16 protein-coding genes are annotated in these 22,792 nt (G+C 37.1%); 9 read left to right on the forward strand and 7 right to left on the reverse strand.

Annotation, left to right across the window (positions count from 1 at the left end; translation table 11 throughout):
- The first annotated feature begins 54 nt into the window (after positions 1 to 54).
- The 4 genes from ACSHZO_RS03240 (at position 55) to ACSHZO_RS03255 (ending at position 6,218) form a co-directional block, all read left to right on the forward strand.
- Positions 55 to 1,782 carry a hypothetical protein gene (locus ACSHZO_RS03240; protein WP_298246624.1) on the forward strand — a complete coding sequence of 576 codons (1,728 nt, stop codon included), beginning with the start codon at positions 55 to 57 and terminating at the stop codon, positions 1,780 to 1,782.
- Between the two features lie 84 nt (positions 1,783 to 1,866).
- The gene (locus ACSHZO_RS03245) at positions 1,867 to 3,513 is read left to right on the forward strand and encodes a thrombospondin type 3 repeat-containing protein (RefSeq protein ID WP_298246625.1); all 1,647 of its coding nucleotides are present in this window, start codon (positions 1,867 to 1,869) and stop codon (positions 3,511 to 3,513) included.
- 412 nt (positions 3,514 to 3,925) lie between these two features.
- Positions 3,926 to 4,981: a M12 family metallopeptidase gene (locus ACSHZO_RS03250; protein ID WP_298246626.1), complete on the forward strand. Its 1,056-nt coding sequence runs from the start codon at positions 3,926 to 3,928 to the stop codon at positions 4,979 to 4,981.
- Between the two features lie 175 nt (positions 4,982 to 5,156).
- Positions 5,157 to 6,218 (forward strand): M12 family metallopeptidase, encoded by a 1,062-nt coding sequence (locus ACSHZO_RS03255; RefSeq protein WP_298246627.1) that lies wholly within the window; start codon positions 5,157 to 5,159, stop codon positions 6,216 to 6,218.
- A 47-nt stretch (positions 6,219 to 6,265) separates the two neighbouring features.
- On the opposite strand, the gene ACSHZO_RS03260 is transcribed toward ACSHZO_RS03255, so the two are convergent.
- Positions 6,266 to 6,862: an acyl carrier protein phosphodiesterase gene (locus tag ACSHZO_RS03260; RefSeq protein ID WP_298246628.1), complete on the reverse strand. Its 597-nt coding sequence runs from the start codon at positions 6,860 to 6,862 to the stop codon at positions 6,266 to 6,268.
- A gap of 125 nt (positions 6,863 to 6,987) precedes the next feature.
- On the opposite strand from ACSHZO_RS03260, the gene glmM reads away from it, so the two are divergent.
- A complete protein-coding gene (glmM, locus tag ACSHZO_RS03265; protein ID WP_298246629.1) occupies positions 6,988 to 8,373 on the forward strand; it encodes a phosphoglucosamine mutase in 1,386 nt (461 codons plus the stop codon).
- Here the strand turns inward: glmM and ACSHZO_RS03270 are convergent.
- Positions 8,370 to 9,275, reverse strand: a complete 906-nt coding sequence (locus ACSHZO_RS03270; RefSeq protein WP_298246630.1) for a lysophospholipid acyltransferase family protein — start codon at positions 9,273 to 9,275, stop codon at positions 8,370 to 8,372. The two genes, glmM and ACSHZO_RS03270, sit on opposite strands and share 4 nt — an antisense overlap.
- 52 nt (positions 9,276 to 9,327) lie before the next feature.
- Between ACSHZO_RS03270 and ACSHZO_RS03275 the strand changes: the two genes are divergently transcribed.
- On the forward strand, positions 9,328 to 9,981 hold the full coding sequence (locus ACSHZO_RS03275; protein ID WP_298246631.1) for a rhomboid family intramembrane serine protease: 654 nt from the start codon (positions 9,328 to 9,330) through the stop codon (positions 9,979 to 9,981).
- Positions 9,982 to 9,987: 6 nt separating this feature from the next.
- Here ACSHZO_RS03275 and ACSHZO_RS03280 read toward each other — a convergent pair whose 3' ends face one another.
- Positions 9,988 to 11,109, reverse strand: coding sequence for a TlpA disulfide reductase family protein (locus ACSHZO_RS03280; protein ID WP_298246632.1), 1,122 nt, complete (start codon positions 11,107 to 11,109; stop codon positions 9,988 to 9,990).
- A gap of 135 nt (positions 11,110 to 11,244) precedes the next feature.
- Between ACSHZO_RS03280 and ACSHZO_RS03285 the strand changes: the two genes are divergently transcribed.
- The gene (locus ACSHZO_RS03285) at positions 11,245 to 13,608 is read left to right on the forward strand and encodes a GAF domain-containing protein (protein ID WP_298246633.1); all 2,364 of its coding nucleotides are present in this window, start codon (positions 11,245 to 11,247) and stop codon (positions 13,606 to 13,608) included.
- Here ACSHZO_RS03285 and ACSHZO_RS03290 read toward each other — a convergent pair.
- Positions 13,600 to 14,784, reverse strand: a complete 1,185-nt coding sequence (locus ACSHZO_RS03290) for a Pycsar system effector family protein (RefSeq protein WP_298246634.1) — start codon at positions 14,782 to 14,784, stop codon at positions 13,600 to 13,602. The two genes, ACSHZO_RS03285 and ACSHZO_RS03290, sit on opposite strands and share 9 nt — an antisense overlap.
- Positions 14,785 to 14,840: 56 nt before the next feature.
- On the opposite strand from ACSHZO_RS03290, the gene ACSHZO_RS03295 reads away from it, so the two are divergent.
- Entirely contained in the window at positions 14,841 to 18,557 is a 3,717-nt protein-coding gene (locus ACSHZO_RS03295; protein WP_298246635.1) for a metallophosphoesterase, read from the forward strand.
- A gap of 65 nt (positions 18,558 to 18,622) precedes the next feature.
- On the opposite strand, the gene ACSHZO_RS03300 is transcribed toward ACSHZO_RS03295, so the two are convergent.
- The 3 genes from ACSHZO_RS03300 to ACSHZO_RS03310 form a co-directional block, all read right to left on the reverse strand.
- A complete protein-coding gene (locus ACSHZO_RS03300) occupies positions 18,623 to 19,498 on the reverse strand; it encodes a mechanosensitive ion channel family protein (protein ID WP_298246636.1) in 876 nt (291 codons plus the stop codon).
- Positions 19,499 to 19,510: 12 nt separating this feature from the next.
- Positions 19,511 to 20,008 (reverse strand): Dps family protein, encoded by a 498-nt coding sequence (locus ACSHZO_RS03305; RefSeq protein ID WP_295182694.1) that lies wholly within the window; start codon positions 20,006 to 20,008, stop codon positions 19,511 to 19,513.
- Positions 20,009 to 20,103: 95 nt separating this feature from the next.
- Positions 20,104 to 20,424, reverse strand: a complete 321-nt coding sequence (locus ACSHZO_RS03310; protein ID WP_298246637.1) for a phosphoribosylpyrophosphate synthetase — start codon at positions 20,422 to 20,424, stop codon at positions 20,104 to 20,106.
- Between the two features lie 330 nt (positions 20,425 to 20,754).
- Here ACSHZO_RS03310 and ACSHZO_RS03315 point away from each other — a divergent pair, with 330 nt between their 5' ends.
- Positions 20,755 to 21,774, forward strand: a complete 1,020-nt coding sequence (locus ACSHZO_RS03315) for a LacI family DNA-binding transcriptional regulator (protein WP_298246638.1) — start codon at positions 20,755 to 20,757, stop codon at positions 21,772 to 21,774.
- Positions 21,775 to 22,792 lie beyond the last annotated feature (1,018 nt).

Genomic DNA, 22,792 nt, shown 5'->3' on the forward strand with positions numbered 1-22,792 from the left:
GACACTTGAAATAAGTGTCCCCTGTTTTTTTAATCAACTTAAAACACAACATAAATGAAACATTTTAAAATTTGTATGGGATTGTTAGCAATGTTAGCGTTGCTGGTGATGTCATGTAGCCAGGAAGATCAATCTTCCTCTGAAACGGGCACAGATGTTCAGTCTGTAGACTTACAATTTGGAGCTTTATTAAATGATCTGGCAAACCGTGCCATGAGCGTAAACAAAGATCATTTTAACCAAATTCCTGATTGTTCAGATGCACTTCCAGCGGTAGCTAGTATAGCCTTCAGTTATGGAGGTACTAATTATGACGTAGATGTGGATATCCTGAATGATGGATCAGACTTCTATACAGCATATTCAGAAGATCTAAAAATACCAGTAGCTAATAATAGTTCTGTAACCGTGACTTTAAATGGTTTTCGAGTTTATGACGGTGATCCAGATGATGATGGTGAGCTAATTTGGGTAGCTCCAATAGAGACTACACCCGGACAGTTTGATGGGTATGTAGATAATCCATTGCCATTTACTTTTGAAGTTCGTGATGGTACTAAACCTTATATCGACATTGAAGTTTTATGTTTTGATCGCAGAATGGTCAATGAATATGGCTATCCTTTCTTTGATCTGGTACCTGGAAAACTATATCCATTATGCTTCTTCGCAAACTATTGCCCAAGCGTAAATGGTAGACATTATGTAGGTAACTATAGCGTAGATCTTTATTATGATAATGGCGACGAGCGTATAAAACTTTATTCTACAGCACAAACGCCAACAACTGGTGAAACTAATGGAGAATATTTTGCAGACCCTCTTTGTTTAGTAGTACCAGAATCTCCTTTTGATGATCCTACTACTGAATATCTTTTCTATACGGTTACACCTTTAGACTGGACAGATTCCTATGGTGATATAGATAATACGCCATTAGCAGAAGTTGGTCTAAACTGGAATGATGTTGATGAATTATTAGGCGCTGATGGTGAATCTGTAGACTATATACACCTGTTTATAGGTTGCGAACCACCAATAGGTGATTGTCCTGGTGTGCCAACTCAAGGAGATATGGATGGAGATTGTGTGCCAGATGTTGATGACGAATGTCCAGAAGTTCCGGGTAGCGTTGAGAATTTTGGATGTCCAGATGATGAATGTCCTGGAGAGGACCTGGACGGTGATGGATTATTCGGAGACTGTGATCAGTGTCCTGATGAAGCTGGAACAGCTGATAATTTTGGTTGTCCAGTGGGTGACTGTACTACTGATACTGATAATGATGGTGTAGTAGATTGTGAAGATGAGTGTCCAGATACACAGGGTCCAGCAGATAATGATGGTTGCCCGGAAGATGATGGAGGTGATACTTGTGAAACAGCATTTATGTTTGGTGATACACAGATCAATGACATTTCAAATGGTAATCGTTGGGGATGGGCTGAAAACTTCGATACCACTATCGATGGCAACAGTAAAACTTTTAATTTCTGGGCTGGAGCTGGTCAAAACGATACTAGCAAAGGGGAACTTGTAGGAACTGTAACGATTACTGTTGATGGAGACGAGGTGAATTTTGATATCGATCTTGAGTCAGGAGTTAGCTTGGATGATCTTCACGTTTACTTAAGCGAAGATAACCCTGGAAATACAGCAAAAAGTCCAGGCCAGTATAACAGAAATGATGAGGTAAGTACAGGTGATTTAGATTTCACTCTAGATCGTACGAGTGACGATTCCAGTTTTTGGATAATTGTTCATGGAGTAGCTTGTTATTAGATAAAAATTATTCCATCCTGGAAAGTTTTTAATTGACTCCAGGATGGGATTTTTTAAATAAAATATTAACCAAATATATAAATTATGAAATTTATTAATAAATATATAGCATTGGTAGCCGTGTTCGCTATGATGTTTACATCCTGTAGTAAGGATGAAAGTTCTGAGGTAGTAGATGACGCAGAACTTCAGGCAGTGGAAATTACGTTTGGAGCTTCGCTTAATGATCTGGTAGATCGAGCTGCTCAAAGCATAAGTAAGGATCATTTCAATACGATTCCTGATTGTTCTGATGCTGAACCAGCTGTAGCAAGAATAGATTTTAGCTACGGTGGAAACAGTTACCAGACAGATGTAGCCATTCTCAAAGATGCAAATGGATATTTTACCGACTATTCTGAAGATCTTAAAATATTAGTACCAAACAATGGCCAGGTAACAATTAGCCTCGACGGTTTTATGGTTTATGATGGTGATCCTGATTCTACCGGAAATTTGATCTGGGTAGCTCCAAAAGAATCTGATGGTGATTTCGATGGATATGTAGATCAGGCACTACCTTTTGATTTTACTGTTGAAGATGGTACTAAACCATACATTGATGTAGAAGTTCTATGTTTTGATAGAAGAATGGTAAATGAGTATGGATATGTATTTTTTGATATACTTCCTGAGGTTATTTATCCTTTATGTCTTTTTGTAAACTACTGTGATGAAGATGGAAGACATTATGTAGCCGATTATAGTATTGATCTGTACTTTGGAGAGGATGCATCTGGTATTCAACTTTATGATCATACAGAAAGTTCAGCTATGGCTTCAACCGGAGATTACGGAGATGGTCAGTATTACGCAGATCCACTTTGTCTTGTAGTTCCAGGTCCACCTGCTAATCTTGGTGACAACGAACCTTACTTATATATGGTGCTGTACCCGCAAGATTGGGATGGTACTGGTGACATTGATAACTCACCAATCCAGGGAATAACTTTATCATGGAACATGGTTAAGTCATTACTTAATGGAGATGGAACAACAAATGAATATTATCACCTGCTTATTGGTGAATGTGAAGGTGCCTTAACCGGAGATGGTTCTGGAGGAGGAGATACTGGAAACAATGACCTTGATGGTGATGGTGTTAATAATGACATGGACGAATGCCCAAATACTCCTGAAGGTACTTTAGTAAATGATAAAGGATGTCCAGACGATGATGGTGATGGCGTTCGTAACTCTATGGATGATTGTCCTGGAACTCCAACTGGTACTACAGTAGATGAAGACGGTTGTCCTGTAGATATAGGAGGACCTGATTGTGGAACTGCAACCTGGGGACGTGAAGATCTTGTAGAAGGTTTTGGGGAAATTCTTCCAATCAATATTACTGTAAATTCAGAATCACCTGGAATTCCTTTGAATATCTATGCTGAAGCTTCCACTTTAGATGGTCTTGGAGAAGATATTATTGTAGGCACGATTGGATTAACTCTAACTACTGAAGGTGCCATTGCCGTAGCTATAAATTTAGATGAGAATTCAGGATATGAAGCTACTGGATATACCATAAGCGCTAGTATCAACTCTAACGGTGAATCAGGTGTAACAGTAAGTGGCGGAGCTATTAGCGCAGGAGGTAATGTAGTAGAGACATTAGCTATTCCAGGTTATAATGGAACAACATTTTTCTTGAGTGCACAGTTTGATATATGCGAAATTTCTGTGAATTAATTCTTAAAAAGACCCGCATGATTAATTAACCGGGGGGTGACTAATTTGCGGGTTTTTTACCCACTCCTGTGGAGTGTGTGTAAGGCTGTCTGGAGAAATCCAGACAGTTTTTTTTTGTAGAGGTATTAAAAAAATATATATGTTAACGATTGTAAATCAGTTAACTGTATGAAGGAATTCACGCACATAGTAGCTGGGATACTTTGTATTGATTAGTCTTTTCCAGTTGAATGAAATCCTTATAATGCTGAAACGCTAACATTAGAATAAATTGAAAATGGCTTATTCTAAGCATTTTGTAAGAATTAGATTGTTAAAAAATTAACTAAATTATTAGTTAATTTTTATGGAATGAGAATTGCTAAACCCAGAGTGTATTATTAACTATTAAATTTTAAAAAAAGACCTACTTATGACAAAATTAAAGAGTTTACTCCTGCTATCAGCTTTTGCAATGATAAGCTGTAGCGAGGATTCAACTTCAGAACTTGCAACTGCTGAAAATGAAACCCAGATCACTTCAACAGAATCAAAAGATGATATTACCGAGATTGCATTTCCAGATTCTAAAGGAACTGCTACCGATGTTTATTATACAGGTATTAAAATGGCTGTAGAGAATGTCAACGGTAATTATATTTTTGAAGGGGATATAATGATTCCCAAGGGTAAAGCTTCTAAAAGCCCTGTAAATTTAGTTTTAGAAAAAGGCGATGATGTATCTCAAGCTAAAAGTGTTGGTAGAACTTCAGCTTACTGGGAAGATAATACAGTGTACTACGAAATTGATTCCAGGCTAGGCAACCAGGATCGCGTCTTTGATGCTATTAGTCATTGGGAAGCAAACACTAATCTCGAATTCGTGAAAAGATCTGGTCAGTCAGACTATATTTATTTCACTCCGGGATCAGGTTGTTCTTCTTATGTTGGAAAAGTTGGCGGGAAGCAGAATATTACTCTAGCCGATGCCTGTTCCATTGGAAACACCATTCATGAAATTGGACATGCCATTGGCCTTTGGCACGAACAAAGCCGAGTGGATAGAGATAAGCATATTACTATCAACTTTGAAAATATTCAAACCGGTAGAGAATACAATTTCCAGACTTACCAGGAGAATAACTTTGATGGTGATGAGTTTACCACCAATTTAGATTTTGGCTCCATCATGATGTATAGTCCATACGCATTTTCTAAAAACGGTCAACCTACGATCACTAAGACTGATGGTAATACGTATAGTGTTCAAAGATCTCAGCTTTCAAATGGTGATGTTACAGGGATCAATGCAATGTATCCATCATCTAATGGTGGGGAAGAGATACCAACTCAGAACTATATAAACGGGGATTACTACACTATCGAAGGTCTTACAGTTTTGAGATATTACGATCAATGGTATTACAATATGGGTTGGTACGGTTGGAAACGAGTTGAGCTGATAGAAGGTGTCTGGTATTTTGCTTAATACAAACCCACTTAAATAATTTAGTTTAATCATCGAAAGTTCAAGAGTTTGAATTTTCGATGATTTTCCCTTGATTAATTTCAAGTTGTCTGAATTAAATCCAAATCATATTCAGACTTATAAATTTACTAATTAACCTACTTATGAAAAACCTAAAATTTTAGCTTTTCCGTTATTGGCTTTTATCGCCTGTAGCGAAGAGAATTACGATGATTCTAGTACAGGTACGAACGAAATTACTTCCTTCCAGAATGATGAGTTTACAGAAATCGCATTTCCGAATGAATCTGGAACCGTTTCTGATATTTATTTTGCTGGTAGAAAACTTGCAGTAGAAGAACTAAATGGTAAGTATGTATACCAGGGAGATATTTTTCTTTCAGAAGAAAATATTTCTAAAACTCCATTGGATTTGGTTTTAAACGCTGATGAAGATGTACTTATAACGGATAAAAGTGTTGGTCGTACAAAATTCTTCTGGCCTGAAAATGTGGTTTATTATGATATAGATCCTGCATTACCTAATCAACAGAGAGTATCAGATGCTATTGCGCATTGGGAAAGCAATACTGCTGTAAAATTTGTGCAACGATCTTCAGAAGCTAATTATGTCTATTTCACTCCCGGAGGAGGATGTTCTTCTTATGTGGGAATGGTAGGAGGTAGACAACCAATTACTCTGGCTGATGGTTGTTCAACTGGAAACACGATTCACGAGATTGGTCATGCCGTTGTATTATGGCATGAACAGAGTAGAGCAGACAGGGATCAAACCATTACGGTAAATTTTAATAATATCCTTTCAGGAAGAGAACATAATTTTTATACGTACGTAGAGGCCGGTTATGATGGTGCAGATTATACTGCTGGTCTGGATCTTGGATCAATTATGATGTATAGTCCTTATTCATTTTCTGCCAATGGACAGCCTACGATCACCCGAAAAGATGGATTATTGTATTCTGTTCAGCGTTCTGTGCTTTCCAGCGGTGATCAGGAAGGTATTGAAGTGATGTATCCAGGAGAAGAGGAGCCGGCACCTACAGAGCCAGAACCGACCGAACCTGAACCTACAGAGCCTGAGCCAACGAATCCAGAGCCGGAATATATTAATGGGGAATGGTACGTTATAGAAGTTGTAATGGTTTTGAGAAATAATGATAAATGGTATGTTGAAAAAGGTAAAAACCTAAGGGAAGTTGAGTTAATTAATGGAAGATGGAGATTCGTTAAATAAAAAGACGATACTTATTATAAGAAAGGCCCAATATGATGTCGGGCTTTTTATTTTTCAGAACTTATTTCTTCCAGTTTTTGATCTGAAAAGCGCTGTACATCCTCGAAAAATTGCCTAAACTCATTTTCAAATTCAGCATAATGTAACGTTAGTTCATCTGTAGCCTGATCCATACCAGATTTTAGCTTCGTTCTTTTATTCATACCATTCAAAACACTTTGAATTCCATCTATAGAGGCATAACTCAAAAGCCAGTTTTGTTCAATCATATATGGGAGAAAATTCTTGACATTTGATGGTAGAACCTCGTAATTAAGCTTCAGTAGCTCATAGAACTGTATGGTATATTCCTCCAATGGTATATCACAATAGTCTTTCCAGTTAGCTGCCAGGAAATGATCGTAAAAAATGTCTACGATGATACCGCTATAATGCCGGTATCTTTCAGACAATCGATGACTACTTTCTTTGAAAACCGGATGGGTATCAGTATAAAAGTCGATGGCGCGATGTAGAATTATACCTTTCTGAATTTGAGGGCCATATTTGCGATATTTTTTCCCTTTGATAGAATCTGCCATAAAATTGCCGATTTTAACCAGGTCTTCATCACCAGAAAGATAAATATGTGCCAGAAAGTTCATGCGGGAATATACGAATTAAACAGGGTCAGGGTTAATATTTGTTAAGTTTTGGAAAGTACGGGGCGACACAATTATATTTGGTAAAATTTCTTACAGGTCTTATCAGGACCTATAAATAACTAATAATGACATTAATAAAATCAATTTCAGGGATAAGAGGAACCATTGGCGGGAAAACCGGCAATAATTTAACTCCCTTAGATACAGTGAAATTTGCCGCAGCTTATGGTACGTGGTTAAAAAATAACTCAACTAACAAGAACCTTAAGGTTGCGGTTGGAAGAGATGCGAGAATATCTGGAAAGATGATCCAGGAACTAACAATGAATACCCTGACTGGTCTGGGAATCGATGTGATCGATCTAGGCTTGTCTACGACTCCAACAGTAGAAGTCGCGGTTCCCTTGGAAAATGCTGATGGAGGAATAATACTTACTGCCAGCCATAATCCTAAACAATGGAACGCTTTAAAACTATTGAATAGTAAAGGAGAATTTCTTGACGGAGAAGCCGGAGCCCTGATTCTTGAAATTGCAGAAAGTGAAAATTTTGATTTTGCTGAAGTGGATGATCTTGGGAAAATCACCGTGATCGATGATTATATCGACAGACATATTGAAGAAGTTTTGAAACTTAAACTTGTTGATGCTGATAAAGTTTCCTCCGCGAAATTTAAAGTAGCTGTGGATGCAGTAAACTCCACAGGAGGAATTGCTATTCCAGCGTTGCTGAAGAGAATGGGTGTGGAGGTGATCGAATTATACTGTGAACCAAACGGACATTTTCCACATAATCCAGAACCGTTAAAAGAGCACTTAACCGATATCTGTGACTTAATGAAAAAGGAGAAGGCAGATCTTGGGATCGTAGTAGATCCTGATGTAGATCGTCTTGCTTTTATAGATGAAAATGGTGAAATGTTTGGTGAGGAATATACATTGGTCGCTTGTTCAGATTATGTTTTATCCAAAACTCCCGGAAACACTGTTAGTAACCTTAGCTCGTCCAGAGCTTTAAGAGATATTACAGAGAAACATAATGGAGAGTATAATGCTAGTGCAGTTGGTGAAGTGAACGTGGTTCAGCTTATGAAAGATTCAAACGCGATCATAGGTGGTGAAGGTAATGGCGGAATCATCTATCCGGAAGCACATTATGGTAGAGATAGCCTTGTAGGAACGGCCTTGTTTCTTACATATCTGGCAGAAAAGAAAGAGTCGGTTTCTTCAATAAGAGCAAGTTATCGTTCTTATTATATGAGTAAGAATAAAATTCAGCTGACTCCAGATCTGGATGTTGATGGTGTTTTGAAGGCGGTTGAAAAAAGACACGCTTCAGAAGAGATTTCTACAGTAGACGGAGTAAAGATCGATTTTCCGGAGAATTGGGTACATTTAAGAAAATCCAATACAGAGCCAATTATCAGGATCTATACTGAAGCAAAATCTCAACAGGAAGCAGATGAGCTGGCGCAGAAGATGATATCTGAAATTGAGCAGATCATAGCTTAACTGACTCTGGTAGCACCTTCTGGAACAGGTTCATTTCTATGTTTCCAGCGTTTATGCGTCCAGAGATAGTACTCTGGTTTCTCAAGAATTTGATTTTCGAGAAGTTCAAAAAACTTCTGAGTAATAAAATGCTCCGGTTCTTCCGGGGCATTTTCAGTTATAGGAACCAGCGTAGCTTCATAAAACCCTCTACCGGTTTTTTCCACATGTAGGTAGATGACATTCAAGTCCAGACCACGAGCCAGTTTTTCAGATCCTTCAAAAACAGGAACAGAAATTCCCATAAATTTCATCCATAGATTAGAACGCTGAAGTCTTGGGGATTGGTCGGCGATCATCGCATAAATACCTTGTAATCCTTCTCGCTCATTTTGAATAATTCTCTTGGTCGCTTTGTGAGTATTTACAAGCTCTACACCAAGCTTACTACGTATCTTGCGAACCATATCATCAAAATACCTGTTCCGTATTTTTTTATAGATTCCGAAGGATTTATATTTGAGTCCGTAGAGTTGTAGCGCGATAATCCATTCATAACTAGCATAATGTGCGCACATCAGGACGATACTCTTGTTTCTGCTTTCAATATCTCTTAAAACTTCAAGATTAGTGAATTTGAAGCGCTTTTGTATTTCCTCGTTACTAATAGAGATGCTTTTGATCATTTCCAGAAACATGTCACACATATGCTTGTAGAAAACTTTTTCTATACGTATCAATTCTTCGGAAGGCTTATCAGGAAACACCAATTTCAGGTTCTTTTGTACAGTACTTCTTCGATAGCCTATGACCCTAAAAACCAGGAAATATGTAAAGTCTGAGAATATATAGAAAATACGAAACGGAAGAATGGATATAAGCCAGAGTAGGGGATAAACAAGCCAGAAAACTAATCCTTGCATAAAAAATCTTTCCGCAAATATATGGTATATTTGAAATTAAACTTTAGTAAAAATGGGAGAATTGAGCCTGGTCACGTTGGTGATCATAGCGGCAAATGCATTAATTTCTTTTAAAGGTTTTAGCGATGAAACCTTCTTCAATAAGTACAAGTTCAGTACTTCAGATATTCAAAGAGGTTCTAAATTTCAAATATTCACATCGGGATTCCTGCATGTAGATACAAGCCACCTTTTTGTAAATATGCTAACACTCTATTTCTTTGCAAATGTGGTTATCTGGCAGTTACGCTCTGTAGCTTTTCTTATTATCTATCTTGGGAGTCTGTTACTGGGGAATTTATTGTCTTACTATTTCCATAAGAATGATCCGTATTATACGGCCGTAGGTGCCAGTGGTGCGGTCATGGGAATTTTATATTCTGCCATACTACTACAACCAGATATGACACTTGGTTTGTTCTTTATCATACCTGTTCCCGCTTACATCTTCGGAATAGGATATTTACTCTATACTATATACGGAATGAAGCGCAGAACAGATAATATTGGTCATGATGCACATTTTGGTGGTGCTACCGGTGGATATATTCTAACCATGATATTGGCTCCCTGGGTGCTGGAAAGTCACTTACTAATGGTAATTTTATTAGCTGTGCCTATCGTAATATTGTTCTTCCTTCAAAGAACCGGGTATCTTTCTAAGTAAGTAGAATTATTTCAGTAGTTCACCAATCTTTTCAGCTAAGGCATCACCACGTAGATTCTTCGCTACAATAATTCCGTCTTTATCAAGAATATAGGTCGCCGGGATTGCTGTGATTCCGTATAACCTTGCTACCGGATCCTGCCAGAACTGAAGATTAGAAACATGATCCCATTGTTCAAGTTTATCATCTTTTATAGCCTGTACCCATCGGTCTTTCTGTCCAGGCCGGTCAAGACTCACGCTAATAATATTTAAGCCCTGATCTTTGTACTTGTTGTAAGTATTAACCAGGTTTGGATTTTCGATTCGACAAGGCTTACACCACGCTGCCCAGAAATCTACTACTGTAACCTGCCCCATGCGATCAGAAAGTGCAAGCATTTCGCCATCTGGTGTAGGAGCTTCAAAATCTGGTGCCTTAGATCCCGTTTCAGCATTTTTCATCTTTTCTAATTCACTCTTCAGATCTTTTGCCATATCAGTTTGCTTGATACGATCTGAAACTTCACTAAACATATCCCGAACTTCCTTGGAGCTATGACTCTTAGAGCTCAACATATCTGCAAGTAGAGTCACAGCAAGAAATGTATCTGTATTCCGACTGAAGATCTCTTCTTTCGCTTTACGATCATTGTCTTTAAGCTCGGTTTCGGTTGCCTGAATACTCTTCAGTTTTGCAGTATCCTTCTGTATCATAGCAGTTCTTGCTTCCTTCTGCATTTTCCCGATCTTACGGTTCATCTCTTTCATATGATCGAGATATTCGTAAAGCGCTTCATTTTCCTGTCCACCGCTCACACGTGAATTACGAATACTGTCTTTATTGATGCTGAATTTCAGTTTTTCGTTTTCAGCAATAAATACAAGATTTCCATTCACTCCTTCGATACGTAAAAAACTAAGAGCAGGAAGATCAATCTCTTCCATGTCCAGTTCAAATTTCTCATCCTGAACAACGGCTGTATCTACAGCTTTAGGTGAACGAGTCTTTCCATCCAGTTCTGAGATATAGATTTTAGTCCCGTTTTCAACACCTTTTACATCACCACTTAAATAATAACCTTTATCTTCTCCACATCCAGTTAATAGGAAAATTACGGAGCTAAATAAGAATAAGAATTTCTTCATTTTTTATGTCTATTTCTGCAAAAATAATGAACTCAAGCTTCATTCTGATAGCGTTCTTATAAATAAATGTTAATTTCAAGGCGTTGCTCTTTCAAGGCTACATTTACATTTAATTTTACCTTAAATTATCAGGTTATGTTGCAGCAATTAAAAGATTTTCCATTTGATATTCAGATTAGCTTTCACAAAGTGATCGAAGAGTATCAAAAAGAGCTTGATGAGATAGAAAGTGAGATTTCCAGGGAGTACATGCAAAAAATGCTTGACCATGTTAGTCAATTCCCGGAATTATCTGAAGGTTTTTCAGACCCAAAACTTTTAAAGAAATATCACGCTCCCATTAATATCTTGCTGGATGATCTGTTTCCGAACATTTTGTCTAATAATGAGATCAAAGCTGCAGCGGTTCCATTCCATAATATTCTCTTCAATGTTTCCAAAAGATTGAAAGCTATTCTGAAGAATGCTGGAAAAGATTTCAAGTTGATGTTCCGGAATATGGATGAGGAGCTTATTTATATCTTTTCGAGTATACAAATACTGAAATCCTACGGGTACAAAATAGATATTTCCAGACCACTTTACTATGATATTCCGGATGAAGACGGAATAAAACGTCATTACAGGATATCTATGAACGCTGATTTTGTCGACATTATTCGTAAAGATGATGCACCGGAAATCACCCAGAAAGATGTAGATATTCTATTGCAAAATGTGGATGATATCGAACTCTGGAAGGAAAAGATTCCACCACATAGTTATGTTTTCAAAGGTTTTACCATCGTTAATTTAACCGATGTTACTATAGATGATGCCATTTCAGAATTAAAGACTACCCTGCTTTTCGAAGAAGTGAACGAAGAGGAGGAGTTGGCTAAACTACAGGAGATATTCCGTTCGATTTATAACATTTCAGACCTTCGGGTTGGTTTCACTGTTTTCAACAAAAAAGAAATGGTTTTTGAAAGAATGGATAACAAAGAGACTCAGAGTTTTATTCTGGACGAAGTTCTAATCAATGATTGTGAGTCGGGTATATGTGAAAAAGGTTTTAAAACCCTAATAGATGATAATGCATACTTCACTATTTCCAATGTAGACTCTTATGCAAGTAAAAACGACAACCTGCTGTCTAAGAATCTTATTAAGAACGATGTGAAAAGTTGTCTCTTAGCTCCAGTTGCTAAGAATGGTAAACTCCTGGGGATTTTAGAATTGGCGTCCAGCAGGAAGAATGAATTAAATAGTATCAATGCCATAAAGCTAGACGATATACTGCCTTATATCGTGACTACGGTGGAGAGAAACCGCAACGATTTCGAAAATAGGATTAAAGCAGTAATTCAAAGTGAGTGTACTTCTATCCATCCAAGTGTTCTTTGGGTGTTCGAAAGAGAAGCCAAAAAGTTTATCAAGGATCTGGATAAGGACGGACTTGCTTCTTTTAAGGATATTACCTTCAAGGACGTTTTTCCATTGTATGGCCAGATTGACATCGTTGCTTCTTCTGAAGCCAGGAATGATGCAATCAAACGTGATCTAATGGATCAGTTGGAGATTATCATGAACATCATCGATAAAGCTTACAAAATTGAAGAACTTCCAATTTATGATCAGGTCAAGTACCGTGTTTCAGACTTCAAAGAAGAGCTACAGGATAGACTGAATGCCAGCAGTGAACAGAAAGTTTTTAATCTGCTGAAGAAAGAAGTGAATCCTTTGATGAGCCATCTAAAAAAGCAGTCTGAAGAAATCAGGAAACTCGTTGAAAAGTATACCAGCATGCTGAATCCTGAAACCGGTTTAGTCTATAATCACCGAAAAAAATATGACGAGACAGTACAACAAATAAACCGCACCATGTCGCGCTATATCGATAAGCGACAGGTACAGGCGCAGAATATTTATCCGCATTACTTTGAGCGATATAAAACTGATGGTGTAGATCACAACATGTATATAGGCGCATCTATGGCTAACAAGCGGCCATTCAACAAAGTTTACTTATTCAACCTGAGATTGTGGCAGTTGAGTACGATGTGCGAAATGGAGAACAGGTTCTATCAATTACAGGAAAGAACTCCGGTGATGCTGGAAGCGGCTTCGTTAATCCTGGTTTTTAATAGCACCATGTCTATAAGATACAGAATGGATGAGAAAAAGTTCGATGTAGACGGAACTTATAATGCTCGTTATGAAATCATTAAAAAACGTATAGACAAGGCTTTTGTAAAAGGTACAGAGGAGCGTGTTACTCAAAAAGGAAAACTTACAATTGTTTATTCTCAGGCAAGTGATGAACGAGAGTATCTACAGTATATCAAATATCTTCAGGCAAAGAATTACTTTGGTGATAATGTTGAACTGTTGGAACTGGAAGATGTACAAGGAGTTGTAGGACTTAAAGCAATAAGGGTAAACATATTATATTCACCCGATTCCAATCATCCAGAAAGAACGATCAATTATGAAGATCTAATGGAGGAATTACATTAAGTAAAAAGCCAGAATAAAGGCGATTACCGAAATAATAATTCCTAACATAAATACCGTATAGGTCATTCTAAGTAGGAAATACTTTCTATGTAAGACCTTACCTAAAAGATGAAGATCCAGCATCAACATTTCGTATACGTAATCCTTATCCTTGATCAACTGGTTCATACCCCATTTGAATTGATCAAAAGGCATCTTATGGTAGTTTCCGAAGAATAAGAGATTCACGTTCCGGTTTTTAACCTGTTCTTTAGTAAACTCTCCGGTTGTAACATTTGGCCGGGTAGAGAGGATCGAAAGAATGATTGAAGCAACACTGAAAAGTACTAGTACTAAACTTGGAATAAGTAAATGTTTGTTAGATTCTGCTTCCAGTTTAGGGATCAGGTTGGCAAGTGCCAGTGAAATGATGATCGCATTTACCGAAAGTAAAATGTTGGCCTTAGTATCGGCAATGTCACTCAGTTTTATATGATTTCGAAGAGTAACCCTGAACAGCGTCTGAATACTTCTCTCCGGGTTTTCATTCTTATATTTGGCCTTCATTCGGGCTTTGTGCTCTTCTTTCTTTAATTTCTTTTCCTGCTTATTCTTGTCTTCTATAAGCTCCAGTAAATTTTCTTCCTTTTTTGGGTTCCATTCCTGCAGGGCATAATCTGTATAGTAGGTGTGCTTTTCAGTAAAAACATAAATGTTCTCCTCAAGCCACTCCGCATTAGTGAAGTTTTTGATATTATGCATTTCCAATTCCTGTCGCAGGAATTCACTGGTTTCTTCAAAGTATTCCTTACCAAAATGAGAGCTATCGGCATCACGTATTATTTTCTCACCTGGCGTTTTTGGAATATTACTGAAATTGGTCACCAGGATATATTGCTTAACCAAATCTATAAGATCCTGAGTAGCGTTTTCCTTCAGAAGAAATTCTTCCGCGATCTCTGCGCTTTTGTCTTCATGACCTCTGTATGTATGGATATAACCGGTATCATGCAGCCATGCAGCAAGGAGTAATGCCTCCTTGTCTTTAACATTAATTTCAGAATTCTCGATTAATTCTTTAGTACTTTTAACCACGCGCTGAGTATGCTGGTAGTTATGATAAATAAAGGTGTTAGGTAACTTTTCTTTAAATAAATCTTCAACAAATTTTTCAGCTTTCTCAACGAGATTATTCATACATGAATTTTTGATTCCAAGGACCAAATTACAAAAAATAATGACCACAGTTTTCTATGAAAAAAGTTAAACTTTTCGCCGGTATACTTACAACTTTACTGGTCATTTCCTGTGCCAGTCTTGAACCTAAATACAGGGATGGAGAATCAACTTCAGATTTTGGATCTCCCTCTAATAAAGAGATTGAGAAATCATTTTACCTGCTGGGTGATGGTGGTTATTCGCCTCCGGGCGGTTCTTCACTAGGTCTGTTAGCCTTCAAATCATACCTTGATTCAGTAAAGAAAACGGAAAATATTTCTATTTTCTTAGGTGATAATATCTATCCAGACGGGATGCCTGCTGAAGGTTCTTCGGGAAGAGAAGAGGCTGAATATCGATTGGACGCACAGCTGGATGCAATCGAAAATTACGAGGGGAAAGTGGTTTTTATACCTGGAAATCACGATTGGTACAATGAGAAGCTGGAAGGACTTGATAGACAGAAAGATTATTTGAAAGAGAAATTTGAAGATATTCTTGTGTGGAGTCCTGAAATAGGCTGCGGAATGGAGTCTATTGAAGTTTCTGATAATATCCAAATGATTGTCATAGATTCTCAATGGTATTTAGAAGATTGGAACGACAATCCCAAGATCAATGATAATTGTGAGCAAATTAAAACACGGGAAGCAATGTTCCTGGAAGTAGAATCTGAGATCAAAAAGAATCAGAACAAAACCATTGTAATTGCACTTCACCACCCAATCTATACGAATGGCGTGCATGGTGGGCAATATACTTTCGACAGGCATATTTATCCTTCTCAAAAGAAAATCCCTCTTCCAATTTTAGGGTCATTAGCAACACTAATTAGAACAACTGGTGGTGTGTCTATTCAGGATGCTCAGAACAATCGATATAAATCTCTGGCAACACGTTTGAGTACCATTGCACAAGGTTCTTCGCGAGTGATCTTTGCTTCGGGACACGAACATTCCCTGCAATATATTGAGCATGATAGCGTGAAGCAAATCGTTTCAGGTTCCGGTTCAAAAGCTTCTTATGCAACTTTGAGTAATGATGGATTGTTTGCGTATCCAGGACAGGGATTTGCGGTACTCGATGTTTTTAAAGACGGTTCTTCCTGGGTAAGTTTCTACGGAAACCAGGAGAACAAACCTAAGTTGCTTTATCAAACTGAAGTTCTTGAGACTCCTGTACCATTCGAACTTCAGGATTATCCGGATGAATTCCCTGAAACTTATACTACTTCAATTTACAGAGAAGAGGATACAGAGAAAAGTCCGGTTCATGAAACCGTTTGGGGTGAACGCTATCGGGAACTTTATGGTACAGAGATCACTTTGAGAACTGCAGATCTGGATACACTTTATGGTGGATTAGAAGTAGTTCGTGAAGGCGGCGGACATCAAACCGTATCACTTAGAGTGAAAGACAGACAGGGAAGAGAATATAATATTAGAAGAGTTCGAAAAGATGCACTAAGATTTTTACAGAGTGTAGCCTTTAAAAATCAGCCTGTAGAAAACAAATTAGAGAATACGGTAGCAGAAAACTTGCTTACAGACTTCTATACCGCCGCACATCCATTCGGATTTATGGCAATTCCAGAGCTTAGCGAAGCTGCAGGAGTTTATCATACTAATCCTGAAATATTTTACCTGCCTAAGCAGGAAGCACTAGGAAAATACAATTCTGTGCATGGTGATGATATCTATATGATCGTTGAAAGACCTGAAGAAGGTTGGAAAGGCTACGAATCTTTTGGAACCCCAGATCATGATATTGTAAGTACATCAGACATGCTGGAAAGACTGCGCAGAGATGAAAAATACTTACTGGATGAGTCTATATATGTTCGCTCGCGTTTATTTGACATGCTTATTGGTGATTGGGACAGGCATCAGGATCAATGGAGATGGGCAGAAATTGAAGAAGGTGACAAACACATATTTAAAGCTATTCCCAGGGATAGAGACCAAGTGTTCAGTAATTTCGATGGAGCGTTTTTTGGGACATTAAGAGCGATCACAGGATTTGCCAATCAATTCGCTGTGTATGGAGATGATATCAAAGATGTTGAGTGGTTTAATATCGCTGCAATGGGACTGGATAGATCACTACTTCAAAATACCGGAAAAAATACGTGGATAGAGCAGGCAGAGTACATAAAGGAAAATGTAACCGATGAAGCAATTCAGAAGGCATTTTCTAATTTACCCTCAGAAACCACTGGTGAGACTACTCAGGAACTTATTAGAAATGTACAGGGTAGGAGAGATAATTTAATTGATATAGCCAATAGATATTATGAAAAATTAGCAGATCTCGCGATCGTAACCGGAACAGATAAAGATGATTTCATAGATATTGAAAGATTGATAGATGGAAATACGAGGGTAACTATTACTCGTAATAAGGAGGGAGAAAGAGCTGAAATTTTGAGCGATAAAGTCTATAAGAAAGACGAGACCAATGAGATCTGGGTTTATGGACTTGATGATGATGACAAGATTTTTGTGAATGGAGAGGGGAAGGCTGCGATATATGTACGATTGATTGGAGGTCAGAACAATGATGAATACACAATTACAAATGGTTCAAAATTAAAGCTTTATGATCATCAATCACTGCCGAATACTATAAATCAATTAGACAACGCTAAACTTCGGCTTACAGATAATTACGAGATCAATACGTATGATAAGGATAAAAAAACTTTTGCGTCTGGATCTATCTTACCTGATTTTAGCTATAATCCAGATGACGCTTTCAATTTTCAGTTGGAATATGTGAAGGCCATCAATAGATTTAAGCGAAATCCTTTTACCTCTCAGCATACTGTTTCTGCGGAATATCATTCTGCAACAAATGGTTTTGAGTTAGGTTATGAGGCGGAATTTGCAAATATCGTTGGAAAATACAACTTGCAATTCGGAGCTAATTTTCAAAGTCCGGATTATTCAGAGAACTTTTTCGGCTTCGGAAATGAGACCGTTAACCCCGAAGATGAATTAGGAATGGATTTTAACAGGGTAGGCATCAATGAAATTTCAGCAAAAGCTGCATTAGTCAATAAAACTCCTTTTGGTAGCTTTTTCGGATTCACAGCAAGTTTTGAGTCTATCGAAGTAACCGAAAATGATAATCGTTATTTATCTGAAGTATTCACGAATTCAGAAGAAGATATTTTTCAGAGAAAATATTTTGCAGGTCTCGATGCTATGTATAGATATGAAAGTTATGACGATGTTCTGGTTCCTACCAGGGGGATGCTTTTTGAGTTGAACCTGGGCGCAAAACTGAATACAGCAGATATTGATCGTCAATTTGGTTATTTTAAACCATATATGGGCTTTTATAATGCCCTGACCCGGGATAGAAAACTTGTATTGAAGACCAGAGCAGAAGCACATATAAATATTGGGAATGAGTTTGAATTTTATCAATCGGCTCAATTAGGTGCGAATAGCGGACTAAGAGGTTATAGATTTGAGAGGTATTCTGGAAAAAGCTCTTTTGGTACTGGTGCAGATCTTAGGTATTCCTTTAATACCGTATCTACTAGCTTTCTGCCTTTCCAGCTCGGGATCTACGGAGGTTACGATCTAGGTCGAGTGTGGTTGGATGATGAGTCTAGTAACCAGTGGCATGATAGTTATGGTGGTGGACTCTGGATAAACAGTGCAGATGCAATTCAGGCTAAGGCGAGCATCTTCGCTGGAAGTGAAGGTCCGAGGTTACAGTTTAGTTTGGGATTAAAGTTCTAGAGTTCGAATTAAAACAAAAAAACCGGCTATTTAGCCGGTTTTTTTTGTCTGAATATTTGTAATTCTCATTCCTTATTGACTGACAGTTTATTAGTAAAATCAATTGTTCTAATTGGGAATGGAATATTGATACCTTTAGCGTCATAAGCCTTCTTAATAGCTATAATCGCCGTATTCTGGGCGATGAGAATATCTCTATTCTTCGTTACATCTGTCCAGAATCTCAAGACGTAATTAATAGAACTATCTCCAAATTCCTGAAACATCAGTTCTACTTCTTCATTTCCTCTCTGCGGAAAAATTTGTTCAATAGTTTTTATAGTAAGATCTCTTACCATCTCTAGGTCTGAAGAATATCCAACTCCACAATTTACAAATACTCTTGAACGAGCAGTCCGTGTAAAGTTCTTGAAAGGTTCTTCAATAATCTTTGCATTAGGAATAATAACATAGTTATTATCAGATTGCTTAATCACAATATTCCTCAGGTTGATCTCCATAACCGATCCTGCAAACCCATTGGTTTCCACCCAGTCACCAATTTGCAATTCTGGCAGGAAACTAAGAATTAAACCTGAAAAAGTGTTGTTCAAAGTTCCTTGCAAAGCAAGACCAATAGCTAACCCAACAACTCCTGCCGCTCCCAGAACTGAAGTTAGTACAGTATCTAGGTTTAGAAGTCCTAATGCAATAAAGAAACCAATCAGGATTACAATTGCCTTGATCACTTTCGTGGCCATCTGGCGTATGGAATCCTGTTTGATACTTTTGGAAAAGATTTTATCAAATATTTTACCGACATACTTTGCGATAAAAATAAAAATGATAAAGACAACCACTGCGAGAAGGAAGTTTGGAAGACCAAGAATAATAGTATCTAGCCATCCCTCTAATTTATCCCATATACCTTTAACTGAATCCTGAAGATTAAATTCCTGCATACTTTAAGTTGCTTATTTCTTAACTGGTTTGTGTTGATCTGAAGTTTTCATTTTCCATGCATCCAACATCCAGCTGGTCTTTTCTAGCTCTCTAATATAAGCACCGATTAGATCAATTGTACCTTCATCTCCAGATTTATCAGCAATTTCCACCACTTTTCTCATTTGTTTAAGCAGTAGTCCGTGATCTTCCAGTAAGATTTCGATCATTTTGCTGTCAGAAATATCACTAGGAGATTCCTTTAAATTTGAGTCTTTTAAATACTCACTCATATTACTGGTAGGCTGGTATCTCAAAGTAAGAATACGCTCAGCTATCTCATCAACTTTAAGCTTCGCTTCATCGTAAAGCTCTTCAAATTTTTCATGCAGATCGAAAAAGTTTTTTCCAATTACATTCCAGTGAAAATTTCTAAGTTTTTGATAGTATAAATGATAGTCAGCTAATAAAATATTTAATTCAGAAACCGTTTTAGCAGTTTTTTCCTTATCTAATCCTAAATAGTTCATAGTTTTTGTTTATAGTTTTTAAAAATTCAATTCAAAAATATAATGATTATACCAAAATTGAAATTATAATTAATGGTTTAGTAGAACTTTAACCATTAATCTGTAGGTCTATGATCCTTCAGATCCAGTTTTTTCATCATTTCCTTGGATATTTGTCCGCTGGAAATGCCATATCCGTCGGTAAGGACACCTTTCTTTCCATCAGTGGTGGTGATGGCATATAGGATCGAATTATCGTCAGGATTGCTCATTCCTTCGAATCGCAGGACTTTATCAACCTCAAATTCTTCAACACCAAATGTTGCATTTTCTGACTTCAATTCGATCTTTTCATCAAGCAGGTTGAAATCATGTTTGTATCCTTCTTCTAATTTCAATTTGTTTATAGCCTGGGATAATGTTCCGTAATCTTTCATGGTTGTTTAATTTTAGTAGATGTAAATTACGATGATAGCAGATTATGCACAAGTGGTTGGTCGTGTTTAGGATAAGTTTAACTGAGTGTTTACAAGGGTTTTCGGGAAGTTTACGAATAAGGTAATGATGTGTATCCTTCAGGTTTAGGAATGAAATACTTGTTTGTGATTAACAGTCTTAAGAATTAAGGTGTTTCTTAGTCAGCGCAAAATTCGTTCGATTAGCCCGATAACTACAAAACCATAATTTATTCTTTTCTTTGCAAATTGGTAAATGAAGACAGGTATTTCCGCAGCAATTATTGAATTAATTTATTTCAACAGTTTATTATGAAGAGTAAAATAACCTTAAAAGAGCTTTCGAAGTTACTTAACGTGAGTGTTTCTACGGTTTCGAAAGCACTTCATGATAGTCCGGAAATTAGTCCTAAAACAGCCGAAAGGGTTAAGGAGTTAGCAAAGCTTCACAACTACCGGCCAAACCCGGTAGCAGTCAATTTAAAAAAAAGCAAGACAGGAACTATCGGTGTTGTGATTCCAAATATATCCAACAGCTTTTTTGCCAGGGTCCTATCTGGAATAGAAGCTCAGGCGCAGCTACATGATCAGCAGATAATCACCTATATTTCCAATGAATCACTCGATCGCGAAAAGCAAATTTGTGATCTTCTGACTTCCGGAATGGTCGACGGAGTTTTAATTGCAGTTTCAGAAGAAACTCAGAAAAAGGCAGAGTATGATCACCTGTTTGCCCTCTTAGATTACGATATTCCTGTTGTTGTTTACGACCGAATTAATCTAAATCTACCTGCAGATAAAGTGGGCGTAGATGATGAAAAGAGTTTCTACGATGCTACGAAATTCTTTAGAGCAAAAGGTTTGGAAAGAATAGGGATTGCTTCAGCTATTCATCATGTTGGTATTGGTAAGCTAAGGATATCTGGTTACCAGAAGGCGATGGATAACTTGCCTATATTTACAGCGCGTAGTAGTAGTGAGGGAACTTTGAAGTCCAAGATCGAAAAGCTGTTAGTGACAGAAAAAGTTGAAGCTATACTCTGTACAGATTTTGAAAGCGCGATTATCACGACAAGGGTGGCATATGAACAAAATATCAAAATTCCGGAAGACTTAAAGATCATTGGATATATCAATAAAGACATCGCAGAATATCTAACACCATCACTTAGTTATATCGAGCAGCATCCATCGGAGTTAGGAGTAAAAGCGGTAGAAGTCCTTAATCAAAGAATTTCAAGCGATATCGCTGCCGGTAAATTTGAAGAGAAAATAATAGCTACTACTATGGTTCATTTGGAATCGAGTAGCGATAAATTTCTGAAATCATAATAAGCAGATATTGACATCTGAGTTTCTATTAGTCTTGAATGATAAACTAAAAGTTTCCGAGTATAATCGATTAATGAAATAAACTAATAATAAATTGAGATTCAACGCTAAATTATTAATTGAAATCATTATATCAATCGGCTAATACTTTGGTGGAACTAACTAATAGGTTTGATGATACCTTATTTGCAATTGATGATTTGGACTACTAAATTATTTATGTCGATGATAGGAGTCATGTCGAGACTTGGCAAATAGTTGAGGGAAATTGTTAAAGAGGCAAGAAATATTAAGGGTGTAAAATTTAGTAGAAATTTTGGGCAACATAATGCAATTGTGGCTGGTCTAAAAAAGGTATAGTGAATGGGTTGTAGTTATGGATTGCGATCTTCAGGATAAGCCTGAAGCAATTCCCTCGCTTTTGTAAATGACTTTGGAAGGTTATGATATAGTAGTTAAAAAAAATAAATAGACAGGATACTTTTACAAAAAAGTTTTATGCTCGCCTATTTTAGTTTCTATTCCGAATTGTTAGCGGAATTAAATTTGATGCTGGGATAGGTGAATTAGGAATATATAATATATACTTCTATGAATGAGAAAATTTCAAACCTTTTAGATGGATTGTAAGTTTATTTGGTTTCAATAGAACGGCTATATTTGTTGAGCATCAAAAATGAAATTTCGTGAATCTTAATTGCTATTATCTTAGACAGTCCAATTTGCAGCGAATGTTACATTTTATAATTATAACCGACCTATATGGTTGTTCTTGACTAAGGGAATCGGATTACTAAGTGTGAATTTAGCACCAGTTTTAAGTATTTTAGTTTTTAATATCACTGTGAAATTATAAACTTAAATTTTTATACTAAATTCCTAAATTTACGGACTGTTTCTTTTTGGGGACCTAACATTTCATGCAGTTTAATCAAAAGTTACCTGAGTTCAATAACTTAACGCAACAAATCATAACTTTTAGATTTGTTGAATGGAACTTAAAAAACATCGAAGATTA

The sequence above is a fragment of the Christiangramia sp. 3-2217-3z genome (assembly GCF_051195275.1).
In the GTDB taxonomy this organism is placed as follows: Bacteria; Bacteroidota; Bacteroidia; order Flavobacteriales; family Flavobacteriaceae; genus Christiangramia; species Christiangramia marina.